The 17,832-nt window shown below is 42.0% G+C and carries 18 protein-coding genes; 8 read left to right on the forward strand and 10 right to left on the reverse strand.

Annotation, left to right across the window (positions count from 1 at the left end):
- Window positions 1-15 precede the first annotated feature (15 nt).
- From KAU88_07605 to KAU88_07620, 4 genes are all read left to right on the forward strand, one after another.
- Window positions 16-189, forward strand: coding sequence for a hypothetical protein (locus KAU88_07605; protein MCK4478375.1), 174 nt, complete (start codon window positions 16-18; stop codon window positions 187-189).
- 1 nt (window position 190) lies between these two features.
- On the forward strand, window positions 191-406 hold the full coding sequence (locus KAU88_07610) for a hypothetical protein (GenBank protein ID MCK4478376.1): 216 nt from the start codon (window positions 191-193) through the stop codon (window positions 404-406).
- Between the two features lie 8 nt (window positions 407-414).
- The gene (locus tag KAU88_07615) at window positions 415-783 is read left to right on the forward strand and encodes a hypothetical protein (GenBank protein ID MCK4478377.1); all 369 of its coding nucleotides are present in this window, start codon (window positions 415-417) and stop codon (window positions 781-783) included.
- A 191-nt stretch (window positions 784-974) separates the two neighbouring features.
- Window positions 975-1,757, forward strand: a complete 783-nt coding sequence (locus KAU88_07620; protein ID MCK4478378.1) for a tyrosine-type recombinase/integrase — start codon at window positions 975-977, stop codon at window positions 1,755-1,757.
- On the opposite strand, the gene cdhB is transcribed toward KAU88_07620, so the two are convergent.
- The 7 genes from cdhB to KAU88_07655 all read right to left on the reverse strand — a co-directional run bounded on the left by cdhB (window position 1,743) and on the right by KAU88_07655 (window position 9,190).
- Window positions 1,743-2,288 (reverse strand): CO dehydrogenase/acetyl-CoA synthase complex subunit epsilon, encoded by a 546-nt coding sequence (cdhB, locus tag KAU88_07625; protein ID MCK4478379.1) that lies wholly within the window; start codon window positions 2,286-2,288, stop codon window positions 1,743-1,745. The two genes, KAU88_07620 and cdhB, sit on opposite strands and share 15 nt — an antisense overlap.
- A gap of 1 nt (window position 2,289) precedes the next feature.
- The gene (cdhA, locus tag KAU88_07630; GenBank protein ID MCK4478380.1) at window positions 2,290-4,644 is read right to left on the reverse strand and encodes a CO dehydrogenase/acetyl-CoA synthase complex subunit epsilon; all 2,355 of its coding nucleotides are present in this window, start codon (window positions 4,642-4,644) and stop codon (window positions 2,290-2,292) included.
- Window positions 4,645-4,843: 199 nt separating this feature from the next.
- Window positions 4,844-5,605, reverse strand: a complete 762-nt coding sequence (locus KAU88_07635) for an AAA family ATPase (protein MCK4478381.1) — start codon at window positions 5,603-5,605, stop codon at window positions 4,844-4,846.
- A gap of 229 nt (window positions 5,606-5,834) precedes the next feature.
- On the reverse strand, window positions 5,835-6,614 hold the full coding sequence (locus KAU88_07640) for a P-loop NTPase (protein ID MCK4478382.1): 780 nt from the start codon (window positions 6,612-6,614) through the stop codon (window positions 5,835-5,837).
- A gap of 39 nt (window positions 6,615-6,653) precedes the next feature.
- Window positions 6,654-7,502: a site-specific integrase gene (locus KAU88_07645; GenBank protein MCK4478383.1), complete on the reverse strand. Its 849-nt coding sequence runs from the start codon at window positions 7,500-7,502 to the stop codon at window positions 6,654-6,656.
- Between the two features lie 690 nt (window positions 7,503-8,192).
- Window positions 8,193-8,465, reverse strand: a complete 273-nt coding sequence (locus tag KAU88_07650) for a hypothetical protein (protein ID MCK4478384.1) — start codon at window positions 8,463-8,465, stop codon at window positions 8,193-8,195.
- Window positions 8,466-8,524: 59 nt separating this feature from the next.
- Window positions 8,525-9,190 (reverse strand): hypothetical protein, encoded by a 666-nt coding sequence (locus KAU88_07655; protein MCK4478385.1) that lies wholly within the window; start codon window positions 9,188-9,190, stop codon window positions 8,525-8,527.
- Window positions 9,191-9,510: 320 nt separating this feature from the next.
- On the opposite strand from KAU88_07655, the gene KAU88_07660 reads away from it, so the two are divergent.
- Window positions 9,511-10,194, forward strand: a complete 684-nt coding sequence (locus tag KAU88_07660; GenBank protein MCK4478386.1) for a hypothetical protein — start codon at window positions 9,511-9,513, stop codon at window positions 10,192-10,194.
- Between the two features lie 99 nt (window positions 10,195-10,293).
- On the opposite strand, the gene KAU88_07665 is transcribed toward KAU88_07660, so the two are convergent.
- Together KAU88_07665 and KAU88_07670 are read right to left on the reverse strand one after the other, a co-directional pair.
- Entirely contained in the window at window positions 10,294-10,413 is a 120-nt protein-coding gene (locus KAU88_07665; protein MCK4478387.1) for a FeoB-associated Cys-rich membrane protein, read from the reverse strand.
- Window positions 10,414-10,427: 14 nt separating this feature from the next.
- Entirely contained in the window at window positions 10,428-10,769 is a 342-nt protein-coding gene (locus tag KAU88_07670; GenBank protein MCK4478388.1) for a hypothetical protein, read from the reverse strand.
- A 176-nt stretch (window positions 10,770-10,945) separates the two neighbouring features.
- Here KAU88_07670 and KAU88_07675 point away from each other — a divergent pair, with 176 nt between their 5' ends.
- The 3 genes from KAU88_07675 to KAU88_07685 all read left to right on the forward strand — a co-directional run bounded on the left by KAU88_07675 (window position 10,946) and on the right by KAU88_07685 (window position 16,317).
- On the forward strand, window positions 10,946-14,017 hold the full coding sequence (locus tag KAU88_07675; protein MCK4478389.1) for an N-6 DNA methylase: 3,072 nt from the start codon (window positions 10,946-10,948) through the stop codon (window positions 14,015-14,017).
- A gap of 1,004 nt (window positions 14,018-15,021) precedes the next feature.
- Window positions 15,022-15,384: a hypothetical protein gene (locus KAU88_07680; protein MCK4478390.1), complete on the forward strand. Its 363-nt coding sequence runs from the start codon at window positions 15,022-15,024 to the stop codon at window positions 15,382-15,384.
- Between the two features lie 435 nt (window positions 15,385-15,819).
- Window positions 15,820-16,317, forward strand: coding sequence for a hypothetical protein (locus KAU88_07685; protein ID MCK4478391.1), 498 nt, complete (start codon window positions 15,820-15,822; stop codon window positions 16,315-16,317).
- 921 nt (window positions 16,318-17,238) lie between these two features.
- Here the strand turns inward: KAU88_07685 and KAU88_07690 are convergent.
- Complete coding sequence (locus KAU88_07690; GenBank protein MCK4478392.1) at window positions 17,239-17,448, reverse strand: hypothetical protein; 210 nt, start codon at window positions 17,446-17,448, stop codon at window positions 17,239-17,241.
- Window positions 17,449-17,832: the final 384 nt, after the last annotated feature.

Consider the following 17,832-nt stretch of genomic DNA (forward strand, 5'->3'; position numbering starts at 1 on the left):
GGAAGGTGACTTAACATGACGGATTCTTTTGAGAATGTTGGCATATTGAAACTTGCTAGTACGGGGCGATCCTACAAGCTTGAGTATTTAGGCTTCATCTCGGCCTATGTTAGCGTGAAGGATGTGGAGCTTGTGCGTCAGGGGAAGAAGAAGACAGCTACGATTTTCAAAGTGAAAAGGAGAGAGTAAGATGGCGGATCCAAAACCCGCGTTAGCGTTGCTTGTCATTGTAGGCTTAGTCTCTCTCTTCTGTTGGATCGCATTGCCTCAGGTGATGAGAAGCGCCACAACGATTCACGGCAACGTAGCGTTTCAAATATCTACTTACGTCTTGTTTGCTGTTCCCCTGTTGCTAGTTGGCTTGGTTGGTTTTATTCTATTCGTGAAGAGTAGGGAATCAGATTGAGAGCGCGATTGCAGAGAAATGATGTTCTTTTCATATTGGACTTGCTGAAAAAAGAGAAGGAGAGGCATGACGTTGAAATGGAAGACCTGCGACAGGAGATAGACCTCTTGGAAGTTTGGGTTAAAAAATGGAGGTGGAGGTTGATTAACTATTCCTATTTCGAGTTTCGAGATGGCTTCAATTTTATGAAGGCTCGACTTGCTTATTTGAAAAGTCAACAAAACTTCATTAAGATGTTTACGTTCTCGCGGGCGCTGCACTATTTAACTAAGCGATATGAAAGCTTGCTAAGAGGTAAGGCTGGAAGACCGTTGGGCGTGACTGATTGGGGTAAGCATGACCTTGAGGCAGTTGTTAAAGAAAGAAAGCGTCCATAATCGTTGAAATTGTCAAACTCTGCTACTTATACCATTTATATATATTATCTCTATCTAAGAGAGAAATAGGCTTTCTTTTGAATCAAAAGCTTGTAAAGCATGGGTGTTTAACCTTTTGCACGAAAGCTTTAATAAAGCATGAACGCCTATGTATTTCGCGGCTAGGTAACTAGCCAGTAGAAGGCGATAAAATGGAAAGTCTGAAAATGAAAAGAGGAAGCACTGGAAGAAAAGGATACTGGGCATCACATCAATACTCAAGACGCGCAGTGGTTGACCTAAATGGCAAAGAGTTCTGCGGTTGGGGAGCATTGGCTAAGATGTGCGAAGCTGCTATGGACACTTCACGGTACACTTGGGAGCAACAGTTTCTATGCGAAAGAGACAGAGCGTTAATCGCCATACTATTCTTGACGGGAGCTAGAGCCGACGAAGTTGTTAGGCTAAGGAAGTCTATGTTTACTTTCGACGAAGCATGGATATACGGGAAAATGATTCCAGTTGTCAAGTCGTGGCGATATGTGGATAGCAAGAAAACAAGAGTGGAAAAGCAAGCGCGTGGAGAAAAGCCTAGAACAAAGACCCTAAAGAAAACGCGCGAGATAGTTTTTCCCCGAAGAGAACCCTTAAGCGAAATATTGATAGAATGGCTAGATCAAGTGCAAGACTACCTATTCCCCTCAAAGTTTCACCGACACCGAAAACACCTAAGCCCGATACGCGCCTACCAAATAGTATGCGATTTAGCAGAGAGAACAGGCTTCGATATGTGGCCTCACCGACTAAGATCAGAACGCGCTAGTCAACTAGGAAGCGAATACGGATATAGAACAAGAGACATAATGCGGTTCTTCGCGTGGGAGTCTGAGAAAACAGCAAGACGCTACGTTCACGAAAGCATAGAAGACATGAAAAAAAGAATCCCCGAAATAAGCTACAACCTTTCAGTTAAGGATTGGCTACTGACTACCTAACTTACTTATTATCGTTTCAAAACTTTCATTCCAATCTTTAACCATAAGGTTTGGAAATGACCAAGTTGCATGGGGATTATAAAATCTGTCCAGACTTATGGTCTTAAGGTTTGTGCAAAAGTGTTTTAGCCCGGCTAATATTACAAATTCCATGTAGTAGGGGAGCCCCATGAACATTGCGAGGTCATACGGGCCCATTCCGTCTAACCCTTTCCATTCTGGGTCCTTAATCCTATTACCAATGTCCATTGCAGACATCCAAGCAGCGGGTTGAAAGCCTCTCTTGATAAATTCGATTGTCACGTGCGCTGTGGCTACCACAGGGATTCCAGCAGTCTTGCTCATGCGGATTACGTAATCAATCATTTTGACATCATCTGAATAATCCTCAGCGGCCAGGTGTCCGACGACGAGGATGGGACGCTTTGCTCTATGCACCATTGCAACCACCACCTCAGGCTTCAAGATGATAAGAGCTTTCTTGGGACCCGCGATCTCAGCTCTCTGCCACGGTTCTGCCTTCACACCCATGTCATTCACCTTTCCTCTTTCTGATGAGTCTAGGTAGCAACGTTGGGTCAGGAATTCTCGTCTCCTTCCATCCCTTTTCCTCCAGAACCTTGAGAACCTCCTCTTTCATGGTGATAGGTATGTCAGCTTTGTTTCGGACGAAGAGGTGTATGTCGTCAGGCATAACGCCGTAAAGACGCCTGTGCAGGTCGATGTAGTGGGTTAATTTTATGGCGCGACCCTTAGTAGTATCGTTGGGTCTCATAACAAGCTTGGCTATCAACACCATGGCCTCCTCTTTGGTTTCAACCGCAGTAAAGAGATGCTCAGGAGCTGGACCCCCGTAAACTTTATCGCCGGTTCTGGCGTCATATACATACCAATCTTCCTTCTTGTCTTTTCTCCCGAGGAGCATACGACGATACTTAGATCCATGAGGCCCAACGATTACAGGTACGCCGAGCCTCCAGAAGCCTGAGGCTATTGAGGCAGCCTTCTGAGACATGGCGCCCCAAGCGACTCCCACTGCCCCCACCCGGTTAAGGACGTAATCAGCGATCTCCTCGTAGTTAGCCCGCAGTTTTCTCTTTGCGAAGATGCTTGCGATTTTGATGGCTGCCCCAGCTATGTGGGGATTGGAAACGCATGAACCCACGTTGAGAATGCCACCAGCCTCAAAGCTACCCGGATATTTCTCGTAAAGAGTCTTTCCCTCTTCATCCTTTACCATGGCTATGGACATAGCTGCACACCCTGAGGTGACAACGATAAACCTACGCTTAGCGAACTCCTCAGCGATCTCTGCAACCTCTTTTCCACCGCGGGGGTAGTTGGCGCATCCTACTAGAGCTACTATTCCTGGAATCTCGCCAAGAACTATGGGTCCGCCGACTTGCCTTATTTCCACATCTTGAATTGCACCCCGTCCAACCCGTATCTTAAACTTCTCTTCTATCAGCGATTTTTCTCCAGCCTTTATCATAAAGCTGTGCAGGGGGAAGTCGTTGGGACAAGCGCTATCGCAACGGGCGCAGCCCACACAGTTCTCGAGAATTTCAGCAAGTGGGTTAAGGTCGCCCTTTGCTGCTGCTTTCATAGCCTCGGGGATTGGTTGATTGTTTGGGCAGGCTCGCATACATTCGTTGCATTGTGTGCATTCTTGAGCAGCTTTAATAATTTCTTCTCTCTTGGGGATAATGTTGAATTTCTTTCGCTTTGGGGCAATGGCTGTCACAGTTTCAACCGCGACTTCTCCAACCTTCTCTGGGTCTAGGATGAGCACTCCAGGAACTTTTCTCTCTACCAGATCTGATATTATTCCCTCTGCGGGGCTGTCTGTTCTGTTTTCAAGTCCCAGACAGCTTTTTGAGCTTGAGGCGATCACTGGTGTCTTGATTTTTTGAGCCTCGATCAAAGTGTCCGCGCGGATACACTGCTCGTCTACTACTATTAAATCGGGTAATCCGCTCCTGATAAAACGCAATTGCCAAGATATCGGGCCTATTATCTTAGCCATAGAGGGACTGTACCTGGTCATATCGATGGCTGTGCAGCATATACCTACAACTTCGACGGCGTTATACATTCCCTTGTCTTTTAGGTAGTCGATTATTCCTACGGCGGATGGCATGTTGTGACCAATGACCAATATCACAGGTTTAGAGACATCTGCTACACCCCAGCCTATCTCAGTTAGGGCTGCTTCTGGGTCTCCTTTTGGAAGACCATAGGCTGAAATCTGTGCCATATCTGCTATTTCCATGCCAACTTGATCTACCATTCCTGCGTGAAGAACTTTAGACTCAAAGTCTAGGTTGCTTCCTTCCTGTCCCGTATGAGTGGCCGAGAGAAGATGCGTAAGCTGCTCCTCGCAATAGTCAAGAGCGCCCTCTACATCTTTGAGCGTCTTAGGCCTGATACCGGTAACCAGACGGGTTACTGGAGCTTCCACTTCGATGTTAATCCCTCCAACGTCAATGGGGCAGTTTCGACCAAATTTCTCTGTCAGGTGTTTAACTAAGTGCCTAGCATGTGCAATATGAGTGGCGGCTCCGATGCAGCAGGCAAGGAGAACCATACGAGACTGCTGGGCTGCCATATCCAACCCACAAGCGCCTCGCTTGTCTCCGGTAAGGTCGCATTTTCCGAAGGTGCAAAGGCAGCAGACATCACAGAAGGGTAGATAGAAGGGTTTGTATCGTTCGAGAAGTTTGAAGTCCCATTCCCGCAGGTCGGTTATAGATGGTAAAGGAGTTGGGCCAACTGGCTCAGTCCAAGTTTTGTCAAGAATCTTGCCAATGGACAATTCAACGTCCTTCAAGACAGTAACATCTGTTTTCAATTCTTTTGCTTTCAAAAACAAGTCTTTTTTAGCCAATATCCATGACCTCTGACATATTTACAATCTATATTTAGAGTGTAGTAAATTGCCAAGAATCTTAATTAACCTTTCGCGTATGCATCTCCTGCTTCTTTTCTTCCATTTTGAGGAAATCTTCATTCCTTTCAACGATTGCTTTTCCACTTTTTAGGTTTATAAGTTCTGCAAAAATTTTCAATGAGACGTTTTAACTAGTTTAGTAACCTGCTTCTGCCATGAACTTTTTCACTGAAATGTATGCAAGGGATGAGGAAGAAAGTTCAAGTAAAGGTTTTCCAGAGAAAACATAGTCTTCGACGTCTTTGTCGTAGGCGATTTTCCCCAGATATTTCAGTTTTATTCTTTTTTTAACTTCTTCTTCTAGTTTCTCTGGAACTCGATAGCCCGCGATAACGTAGAAATTTTTGAAATCGATCTTAACCTCTTTGGCGACTCTGTATGCTCTCTCAATGTGGTTGAAGGATTTCTGGGAAGGATCTATTATGTCAAATATGACGTCTACCTGAGAAGTTATTCTTCTGTTTAGGTGCTCTAGTCCAGCTGGAGAATCAACGAGAACGTATCTGTAGGTCTTCGTTAACCTTTCCAAGGCTTTTTTCAACGCAGCGTCTGGTAAACAGTAACAGCCTTCCATAAATTTTGTACCAACAGCGATCAGATCAAAAGAGTCTCCTTCATATAGTCCCTTTTCCCAGATCGTACTTTCTATTCTTTCTGAAGGAGGTACTCCGACTGTGGTGCCTCCTTTCTCCTTAAAAGTTTCAAGCAATAACTCAGATATTGTCTTCTTCCCCTCTTCTTTAAGGTCTATTCCAACCATTTCTCCCAAGTTTTGATCAGGATCTACATCTACAAGAAGGAGGGGAATTTCGCCGATTTCAATGAAGTATTTGGTCATGAGAGAGACAAAAGTTGTTTTTCCGCTTCCCCCTCTACCCATAGAGACAATTGTTTTCATCTAACTCATCTTTCTCTGTGTTTCTTCTGCCAATTCTTATACTTTGCGCGTCTGTATAAATTAGCGCTGGTGTATTTCTAAAAGCGTGTGTTACTGTAATTGCTTTGGCTCACAGCTATATGAGCAATCTTTGCATCCTTTGCAGTTTTCGGGGTTAGCAGGATTAAATACTCATCTATTATCTCCAAGCGCATGCAAATAAACATGCATACATGCTGTTAATCTCATACTACCGTCTGATCTGGATGATTCTCGCACCCAAATTTTCAATAGTTCGTACTGCAGAAGAATCTTCATATTTAAGCGGCGTCTCTCCTTGCATCTCCGCCTTTATGACTTGTTCGTCGAAAGGCACGAAATCCAGCATGTTCAAGCTGTTGTTTTCAGCGAATTTCTTAATCGCGTCCTTCTGCGGTTCGCTTGCCACCTTATTCCCTATTAGAAAAACCTGTTTAATGCCTGCTTCCTTGGCTAGTCTATGGATGTGCTTAGCAGTTTCCAAAGATTTTATGCTAGAGTCTGTAACGATCAACATAGTGTCGACATGCTTCGCGGTTCCTCGACCCAAATGCTCGACACCTGCTTCCATATCGAGAAGCACCACCTCGTCCCGCTCCACTACCAAATGGCGAAGCAAAGCACGAATAACAGCATTCGCAGCGCAAGTGCACCCCGAACCCATCGATCGTACTGTTCCCATCACTATCAAATTCACATCACAAGGAGTTTGAACAGAAAAGTCACGAACAATGTCGTCTACAGTGAAAGAAAGGCGATAGACGCCTGAGACCCCAGTGTTTGTTTTTGATTCAACTAGCTCTTTGTTTTCTGATATCGGCACTAAATCTCGTGCTTTCTTTAGCGGTAGACCCAAGGTTAGGGCAAGATTCGGAGAAGGATCAGCATCAATGGCAATTGTTTTTAATCCTTTGCTGGCGAAAGAACAGGCAAGGGCTCCTGCAATTAAGGTTTTGCCCACTCCGCCCTTCCCAGAAACCGCTATTTTCACTCGATTTCCCTCGTTTTCACCCTTTTTTCTCTTAGTGGCTTATTTACGTTTCTTGAAGTAGAGCAGATCTTCCTTTTCGCAGATATATTCGAAGCCTACCTCCAGCAATTCCTGAATTTCCTTCGAGGTCTTAGCTACTTTCACAGTGAAAGCATCACGGGTTTCTTTGAAGATTGCTTCCGTGAGCTGAACGTAGAGGAGCGTTGTTTCGATGTTTCGGTGTCCTAGAAACTCTTTGACGTAGAGAATATCTTTAGTGTCATGGTAGAGCATTGTTGCTTTCCAATGGCGGAGTGTGTGAAAGCTTATTTTCAGCAATCTAGGATTCTGAAGTTTTTTTGCCAATCTTTTCCTAGCCAGGTAAAATGATGATCGCTTATTAGCTGCTGATGGTCCAAAGACTTTCTGATCTTTTCTTTGCAGAGTGTTAAGCATGCCTAACAGTTTGCTGCTGACTTTGAAGATTCTTGGGTTGCCGCCTTTCTCTGGTTTGTTCAATGTTATGGTTTGGCGTTCAAAGTCGATGTCGCTCCATTCAAGTCTGTTAGCTTCGCCTTTTCTCATAGCTGTTTCCTTCAAGATTTGAAGAAACGTTGCTGTCTTCTTGCCGCAACCAGCGATTAAAGCATCGATTTCTTCTCCTTTTGGGATGAAAGGCAACTTGCGTGTCACCTTACATATTGGTGGCTTCCAGGTTTGGTCGTGCATTTTCAAGAACAAAGTATAAGCAGCAATGGCGTTGTGTCTTCTCGCGTTGCTCCATTCCTGTTCCGCTATTGTTTCTTTTACGCTTTCAGGGTTCAGGACATCTGCGCCTCTTTGCCAAAGCACTTTGAGAACGGTTGTGTTTACTCTGATTGTTGTGTCTGCGTACCCATTCTTTTTCATCCACCATGCGAATTCAACAAGCTTTCCTTTGACATTGGCTTCTGTTGGCTTTGTGGCTCCCGCAAGCCCTTCTCTAAGCGGTTCTACTTTGGTCAAATTTCTCACTAGCCCATGGGCTTTAGGCTTAGCGCCTATTTGACAAGTAAAACCTATGCTTGAAGGTCTATTTTTGTTTTTGGAGAAGCGGACGCCACAGTCTCGGCAGAGCCACCGTTGCACGTCGTCATAGTTTGTTTTTCGTATGCCATCTTTCCAGACGCGCTGCGACGTACATTCTGGACATTTAGGCATGGTGGACGCGAGAGCATCGTTCGAACTCGTACTATGCCTTTCTTGAGACTTGTATGACGAACACCTAGCTTTTCTGCTCTGCAGATCCACCACTACCCGAAATCACCTTTCTCTGAGAGTCTCTAAACTATCAGCTAAGCATCGAACTGCACAGACTTCGATGTTCCACCCACCAAGCGCAACCCTTCCGCATACAAGCGTTGCCCCGCAGTGGACACCACTTCAACTCAATTTTCTTCTCTGCTTCTTGATTACTCATTTTTATTTCTCCTCGCAAATTTTAAATCCAAAAAAAAGGGAGTGTTTATGTGACAAAGAAGCGATCTCTGCAACTACGCCTTACAGGGCACACTGAGCATATCACAGCGTCAATCAGATAATGGGTCCCGTAGCAAAATCTTAGTCGCTTGGCAAGTTTTTTTGAGGCTCCACGTAGCAGGTCCAGAAAACCACTTGCTTCTCTTCGCCGCGTATAGTCTGCGTTTCCAAACTAGCCTTCGCCTTCTTGTTAAGCCACAGCTGACTGTCTTCGCCGAAGCCTCGAACAAGCCTGTCCCAGCTTGTCGTGTTAAACGGCGCGGTGAACAGTTCACCCGTACGTTCCAACTTTACAACCGCATACCCCTGCTGTCCATACTTGCCATCTTTAATGTACGGCTCTTCGAGGACCATGATTAAATCGTCGTTCTGCAAGTGTTCAGGACGCAAATAAGGCGGTTTCCCAAGAAACTTTAACTTAGCCGTTGTTTTTCACCTCCCTTACGCTTATACGTCATGCGCTGGCGTGACCTTGAACCCTTCAGCACGTACTGCTTTTCTGGAAGTAACTGGTCTTCAATCTCGCAGATTTCCTTAACAATTGCCTCCCGACGTGCCAAAATACGCTTAACAATCTCAACCTCTTTTCTGTCAGCTAAAACAGCTAAAGGCTGACGACCAAGTTTAACCGACAACTTCTCATCTCCTTCAACCAACTTCGCCGCGTAACTATCCAGAAACGCGCCACTCCTCAAAACAACCCGCATACTTTGGCGAAGCTCATTCTCCTCATGCAGCAACCGCGCTAGCTGCGCCCGAAGCTTAAGCTCAGACTCACACCCCTCCTCAAACCACAAAAGAAGAGCCTCATTTAAAACACGGTTCAAACTCAAACCCTTACGCCAAACCCTATCCACAAAAACCCAAACACTAACCCAAGGACGAAACCGCACAGGCGCACGCTGCCTGCTACTCCTACATCGAATAGTAGGACTATTTCGACTCTTGCGTTTCGGGGGTTCTGCGAGGTGCTTCTGCCATTCAGGGCGCTTAACAACCTTCTTTTCACACGTTTTTTTAGTCCTACTACGTGATGTAGGTGTAGCGAAAGTTTTATCTAGTTTGTCTTGACTGTTCATATTTGGTGTTCCTCGCACCTTTTTTTTATTGGAGTTTCTGTTTTAGTTCTTTAATGTCTGTTAGTGCGTTTTCGCCTGGCTAGAATTTTGAGTAGTTCAGCGCGATCTACGAGAACTTTGTCAGCGACGGTCACTTTTTGCGCCTCTTTTTTTTAGCGCGGTGGATGCGTTGTCTCTCAGCCCAGTAATCACGCATAACTTTCGGATGTTTGAATTTCTTCTTCATTCCAAGTCAATTACTTCAAATTGGTAATTGACTTATATTCAATTTAGGAACATAATCACCGTTTGAATAGATATGTTCAAAGAGCTATGGAAACATGGACTGGTTTGAAATGGAAAAACTGTTCAACGAAAAAGACGTTCAAATAATGAGGAATGTGATATTTGGCACATATAAGAGTAAGTATGCATTGGCAAAAGCTGTGAAAATCCCTATTGCTACTCTTTTAAGAAAAGTAAAGAAACTTGAAGCTGTTGGAATGATTGTTCGTTTACCTGAAGAAGCTGTTAAAAAGGATGGGTCTCCTGATAAAAGAAAAGGGCAAAGATGGGATGTAACTATTAAAGGCTTAGTGTACCTGCTTGTGAATGATCACCTTAAAGATAAAGATATAGAAAACGGACTTATGAGACTGTTTTATTCTGCTAAACTGCAAGCTATTCAAAGGATTATGAAAGCGGAGGGATCTAGAGCTGCTATCGTTTCTAGCTTTATAGATGCTATGTTCGAGTTACGCATGAAAATAAACTTTCAGCATTTCAACAAAGAATACGTTGTTAACCTTTTTAGCTCTTTTTTTGAGCAAGCTCTCTGGAAACGATTTGACAAAGCGTTAGATCCTATAGAACTTAAAAGACTAGTAAGGAACTCTGGAAAGAAAAGCGCGATTCTGAAGTGGTACACTGCCAAATTAAAAGATGCAAGGTTACAGAGGAAGGACGCTGAAAATAAGATAGATGCATATAGAAAGCTTCTCAGCTTCGTTCGAAGTGTCCGTTAATTTTTTGATGACGCTTGTCCCTATTTTACTTGGTATGCATGCTCTGCTTTGCGTGATGGGGGTCATGGCTATGATTCTCATTAGCAAGGGAAGAAACAGCTAACCCCTCTTTTTTTTGCGGTAGAGCCAACGAGCCACATAAAATATAGCTACTGCAATTAGTATGTACCCTATAACATTGCCGATGACGTAGCTGGGCGATAGGTCGTTAAAGCTCAAACACTTTCACCTTTCTAGTATTGATAATAAATCGCTTGGTTGTAATATGGCTTGAACCACACAACATGGTTTTGCTCGTCTAACATTATGACAATTCCATAGGGGTTTTGCTTCCAGCTTTCTTTAAATTGTTCCCAACTGTCCATTTTGGTAAGGATCAGCCCTGAGTCTCTAGCTGTTTTAGACCAAACACCCCAGTCATATTCTCGGATGGAGTAACCGTTGCTTAGTTCATTTTTTATTTGTTGTCTCATATCAACAGAGGCGCGTGAGGGGGAATAAAACTTGAAGAAGACAAGTAAGGCAACTATGACTATTAGGGCGATGAGGAGAATGTATGCCTTTTTCGCTTTCACTTGTCTCTCTCTCTCCTATAATAAATTATAAATATAACTCTTTTTTACTTGCAGAATTGGATTAACTTCATGCATGCAGAACTTCATTTTTAACTACAAGAAAACAAATAACCTATCTGAAGATAGTCTTATTGTCTGTGGAGGCTTAGAAAACGCTTATTCGGTATCTCCGAAAAATGTTAAAAGTGGCAAGGCAAGGTGATGCGAGAGAAGAAAGCTACTACTCTGCACTAGAAACTTTGTTAAGTGACTTTGCGATTTCCAAACGTAAAAAGGAAATTCGTGTTACTTCTCAACCCAAGAAAACAGATGCAGGCAATCCAGACTTTAGAGTATGGGATGGAAGGCAAAAAATCGTAGGATATGTAGAAGCAAAAACACCAGACAAAAACCTTGATGATGTTGAAAAGACAGAACAAGTGAAACGCTACAGAACCACATTCCCAAATTTCATACTAACAAATTTTTTTGAGTTCAGGTTCTATAGAGGTAGCTCTCTTGTTGATAAAGTAAGAATTGCTGACCCTATAGCAATCCATACTTTGAAAGGTATTCCATCAGTTACAAATGAAGAGGCTTTTGAGAACCTATTAGAGAAATTCTTCTCTTTCTCTTTTCCAAGCATTACGTCAGCTCAACCCCTTGCAGTGGAGTTGGCAAAAAGAACCCGATTTCTACGAGACGAGGTAATTGCTGAAGAATTAAGAGAGGCAGAAAAGAACGGAATTGGGAAAATAATTGGTTTTTACGAAGCATTCCAGAGATATCTCATTAGGGGATTAACAAAGGAACAGTTTGCGGACTTGTATTCGCAGACAATTACATATGGTCTCTTTGCTTCCCGAATGCGTTGTGAAGGAGATTTCAATAGAAGACTTGCAGTTTATGACATTCCCCGTTCAATAGGGATATTAAGAGAGATGTTTGAGTTTATCTCTTTGGGAGATTTGCCTCCTCAGTTAGAGTGGATTGTTGATGAAATCTCAAACGTGTTAGCAAATGTTGATGTAAAGAAAATATTTTCAGAGTATTACCACAACAAAAAAGGAGAAGACCCAGTTTTTCATTTCTACGAGACTTTCTTAGCAGAGTATGATCCCGCAGAAAGAGAAAGAAGAGGCGTATATTACACTCCCAAGCCAATTGTCTCCTACATAGTTCGCTCACTTGATTTAATTCTAAAAGAAAAGTTTGGTTTGGCAGATGGTTTGGCAAACGGTAATGTAACAATTTTAGACCCTGCAGCTGGGACACTCACGTTTATAGCAGAAGCAATCAAGCAAGCGGTTAACGAGTTCACATCAAAATATGGAGAAGGAGGAAAAGAAGGATTCATCAAAGAACACATAATGAAGAATTTTTATGCTTTTGAATTAATGATTGCTCCTTATGCTATTGGACACGTAAAGATATCATTCCTGCTTGAGGAGTTAGGGCATAGAATACAGGATGAAGATGTGAGATTCTATCTAACCAATACCCTGGAATTAGAGGATATTGAGCAAACTTCGTTGCCTGGAATGGCATCGTTGGCTGAGGAAAGCAGAAAAGCAGGAGAAGTGAAGAAGAGAACTCCTATCTTATGCATTCTGGGAAATCCACCCTACTCTGTTAGTTCTGCCAACAAGTCTGAATTCATTGAAAAGGAGATGGAACTTTACAAAGAAGATGTTCGTGATGAAAAAAATATCCAACCTCTTTCAGATGATTACATAAAATTCATCCGTTTTGCTCACTGGAAAATCGAAAAAAATGGAAAGGGGGTAATTGGCTACATCTCTAACAATTCGTATCTAACAGGAATTATACATAGAGGAATGAGAAAGGAACTCCTTGAGACATTTGACGAGGTCTACGTGCTCAATCTGCACGGTTCTTCAAGAATTAGGGAGAAAGCACCCAATGGTGGCAAAGATGAGAATGTGTTTGATATCCAACAAGGAGTCACCATTGCTTTATTTGTCAAGTTCGATGAAAATAAGAAAATGGGAAGGGTTTTCCACAAAGATGTCTGGGGTCTGAGGAAAGATAAATACAATTACCTGGAAAACTACGATGTAAACACAACCGAATGGACAGAGATTTTTCCCGCCCATCCTTACTATTTCTTTGAGGGAAGGAGATTTCCAGAAGAAGAATACAAAAAGTTTGTTCCAATTGTTAAAATCTTTCAGAGACATAGCAGTGGTGTAACAACTCACAGGGACCACTTTGTTGTGGGTTTTCTCAAAAAGGAAATAGAAAATAGAATGAAAGTGTTCACTGGGAACTTTTCAGATGAAGAGGTAACCAAGATTTTGGCTCTGAGAAACACAGATGATTTCAACATTGAAACCACCAGACAATCGTCAAGAAACCAGGACTGGAGCGAAGATATCTTACCCTATTCATATCGTCCATTTGACGAGAGATACATCTGCTACCGCCCAGAAATAATTGATAGGGATAGATATCAAATAATGAGGCATTTCCTGAATGACAATTTGGGCTTGGTGGTGATGAGACAATATTTGTATGATTTTGTGAAAATCTACAACTATGTTTTCGCTGTAGACAAATTGTCAGATAGAAGACTTTTTATTAGCAATAGAGGAGCAGGGTTCGTCTTTCCACTATATCTCTATCCGAGCGTCAATTCGCATAATCGTAGAGCAAATGTAAGAACAAGTATAATCCAAAAGATTAGCGAGTCTTTCGGAAAAGAAATCCAACCTGAAGAAATTTTCTTCTATGTTTACGCTGTCTTACATTCTGTCCTTTACAGGAGTAAATTTGGGGAATATCTCAAAATTGAGTTTCCCAGGATACCTTTTACGACTAACTCTAAAGTGTTCACTAAAATAGCAAAACTGGGCAAGAAATTGATAGATTTACACCTGCTAAAATCTGAAGAACTACGCAACCCAATTGCTAAGTTTCAAGGTAAAGGAGATAATTCTGTGAAGAGACCGATGTACAATGAAGAGAAAGGCTTGATTTACATCAATGAGAAACAATATTTTGAAGGAATCGAAAAGGGTGTTTGGGAATACCAGATAGGGGACTATCAAATTCTATACAAATGGCTTAAAGATAGAAAAGGAAGAAAACTATCACTTGAAGACATAAAGCATTATTGTAGGGTGGCAACTGCACTTGCGAGAACAATTGAAATTCAGGATGAAATAGATAAGTTATACCCAAATGTTGAAGAGGACATCATAGAGTTCAAAGAAAGCAACAAGAATTTAGGAGATTATACGCAATAAAAGGATGACTTGCAGGTGCATCAAGAAAGCAAAAGCTGGTATCTTTCTCCTTTCTTTCTTGCATCTCGTTGTGGGCAGAATGTGGACGTTTGTGGCATGAGATGTTTTCTTAAGGGTTGAGAACTCTTCTGGAGTAGCCATTAGCTCTTTTTTCCAGTCTTGCACGGGCAAATTTACGGCTGGTACGATAGTTTGCAACGAAATATCTTTGTATTTATTAACTTGAGCATTTAGTCATGCATGGCTTCTTGAACTAAAATCTGTTTCACTCTTCTCTCTGCTTTGCTATTTGTCGTTGCTTCAAAGTCTCTAAATACCCTCTTGTGAAAAGAGGATACTATGTCTGATGCGTGTTTGACCAGGCCTTGTTATCTTTGTGGACGAAGAATCACTGGAGCTAATTGGCATTGTCTCCAGTGCAACATCTGCATATGCTTTCTATGCGGAGTCAGCATGAAAGAATATCCTGCGGCTTGTCCAAAATGCGGAAGAAAGCTCTCCTAAATATGATAACTAGAAGTTTCTTCCACAAGTCATAAAAACTGAAGTCAGGTAACGAGATGCTAGTTAGAAAGGAGAGGGTATCATAAATGCATTGGAAATATGTTTCGTTTGTGTTAGGAATCTCATTGTGCTTGATTGGTGCCTTTTTGATGTTTGAAGGAAATATTTTGGGAGAGAACAATACTGGTTGGGCAATTGTGATAGGGATAGTAGGAATCGGCTTAATTGCCACCTCTGGTGTAAGGTTGCTGAAACCCAAGACATCCTAAAAGGAAACTTGAATACCCATTAACTACTACCAGTCATAGTATACAGATTACGAAACCTTTATTTTTATAATCTGATTTCTGAAAACTTAATCAGTTGTTTAAAAAAATTGTGGGATAGGGAAAATAGAAAAGGGGGAATTTATCGGAGTATTAGTGGTTTTTCTTTTTTCTACAAATTTGGCACAAATGTTAAGTTTTCAGAGCACTTAAAAACAAGAGAGCGTATCAAACTTGGTGAAAATTACTTTCAAACCGTGGGAAGAAGTGATAATTCACGAATCACTTCGCTACTCTCTAGAAGATCTGATAAAGAACCAAAGCTTGGGTGTCCAACCTGGAGGGCTTGCATCACCACTAAGATGGGCGGAGGGGGTGGCTTTCAATTCTCAAAGTATGCCACCGACTAGAGAAGTTGTTAGGGAGCAACTTGAAGGTAAAATACATTGGACTTTGGTGACGTGGGCTTTAATGCCGCAATACAAGAACGTAATACCAATAGAAGACATAAATGCAAAAATACCTGTGATTAATGTAACGGCTAACGTTATTTTCTGTGAAGTTGTAAAAGAGTTAAAGAAGCAAATACAAGAGTAGGGGTTTTTCGCCAATAAACCCCTTCTTTTTTCTAACGTTAGAAACTTTACACAAGAAAAATAAGGGATACCCGTTCATTGTTTTTGTCGACAAAGAATAGATCTTTCGGCATATTTTAAAAATAGCTCGTAACTTTTGTATAGTTGAAACAGAAATATTCTTGATGTTGTATAATTATTTTGACGAAGGGGAGTTGGTTGTGAAACCAGGGGAAAATGCGCATGAATTATGCATGCAATCGTGACATTTCACTAACATCAGCCTAACGGGAACGCGCGTGGTTTACTTGTCTGTCTCGTGCACGACGTATCAAAAATGCACATATCTGCACGTAATATGCAAAGAAATTCAATATAGAAGATTCTTTCACAAATTTTAAATGTGGTCACCATACATTCCTAAATAGTATAATTTTGAAAGAGGGGAGGTGATAAAATGAAAAAGATGTTATCAGCAGCGCTTCTGACGTGCATTGTTGCGTTTCTCACGCTATCGACCCCAGTGCATGCAACGCCACCTACAACCGTGTCAGGAACTGTTAACTACACATTTTCTGTCGAAGAGATGAGGGAGGCTGATGGCAACCTGTTCCTTTACGCAATAGAGTGGGAGGACTGGATGGGAGACTTCGAAGGAACTGCGGAGGCTTTCTTCAGAGTAGAGGTGTTTTCCTCGGCGGGCTTTTGGAACGTATGGCTTCGAAGTACTTTTACTGGTATTGTGAACGGCGAATCGGGCACCCTGGTTATCCAGCTTGTTGGTAAGAAGCCATTGGGTGAGGATTGGTATGGTCAGTGGGTGATCATCAACGGCGAAGGCGGTCTGGCGGATCTCCGTGGGCAAGGAACATGGGGAGGACCAGGATGGCGATCGGACATAAAAATTCCTGGGGACCCGGATCTATGGTATGAGGGACAGATACACTTCGATTAGGAAGTAATCTTAAGCCAGCCACGCGTGCGCTATGTTGCCAGGCTAATAAGCACGGAAAGACAGGGTACAACAGCGATAAAAGACGCAAATTTCTAAAGAAACCATGTTCTCCAAAGAAATCCTAATAGAAGCCTGGAAATAGGGCACTTTTTTTACAGTTTCCCATGCTTTTACATCATAGTAGCGCATGCATTTTTCCTTTGCTTTCTGCTTTCCTATGTCCAGATTGCCACATGGAGGAGCATGGAAAAGGTCTAAAGTGACACAACGAATCAAGCGAAATCTCAGAATGAAATGTTCCTCTCGCGATCATTGGAATCGTGTTCCAGTAAACAAGATTTTCATCAATTTTAACGGTGTTAACTTTCATTTTACCTCTTCTTTTTTCTAACGTTAGAGTTTTTTCGTCAGCATACAGACCAGAGGTTTGTATGTTGAACCTGTTGAACTAGTTGAACTATAACATTTATTTATAGTATCTTAAATGAAGGAAGAGAAAGGCTCTTCTATGCACAAACAACCGTTCACTTCCCAATATGCACCCTACTAAGAAGTGGAAGGGAAAGCAGAAGAAAGATAATGAACCTAACACTGTTAAAGCTGTTAAAACGGTTAATGTATAACATTAATTTATACTCTTCTAGATGGAGAAGAGAGAGAGGATGCTTGTTACCAAAACTATCCTTTTGGTAAATAATTTTGGCAAACCATAGTTTGACAAGTAGAAACACCATTGTTTACCATTGGTTTGGTTCTTAGTAAACGCTTTAGTGTGAACTGAATGGGTATTGAAGCATAAACGACCCCTTTTCTCTCTCTATTTAGAATATTATGAATAAATGTTATACTGTGACAACTTTGATAATTGTGACATGGACAAACGTAAAGGTTATTCTCCCGCGACGTTGCCAAACGACAACGTTACTCTCTATTCTTCACAAGCAGGACAAGCCCAATCAATCCTAACAACACGAGAGGAAAACCCAACAGAGCATAGAGGGATATTTGAAACGCTATGTTGCCATGAATGACTGTGGCACTTCTCATCACTGGTGGCAACGCAACCCAGCAGAAGAGAGAAACTAAGCCTACAACAACAAGCAACGCGAACGCGGGTTTTGGATCCGCCATTCAAGTCACACAGCTAATCACACGTTATTTCCTTTTCCTATACTCTTATTTTCATATTCTATACTTCCAAAAAATTATATGCGATTGATCCACTTAATACCATTGCAAAGAATGCTGTTAAGCCTACTATCAATAAAGGTAGATCTTGAGTAATAGCACTGTGAAGAGTCAATGCTATAAATACACAGGCTAAGAAGAAACTTATACCAAAGACAATGAAGAAGAAAGACTTTTTTAACATTTTAAACATCTCCTGTTTCTATTTTATTTAAAAAATTTTCTATTCACTTATCCTCACTCATGGAGACCTAATTCATCGCTCACTCTTTAGGCTGCATCCAACAGACTCATTGGATAAGCTTTTGTCCATCGGGGGGGGGGGGG

This window comes from Candidatus Bathyarchaeota archaeon (assembly GCA_023131225.1).
Taxonomy (GTDB): Archaea; Thermoproteota; Bathyarchaeia; order Bathyarchaeales; family SOJC01; genus JAGLZW01.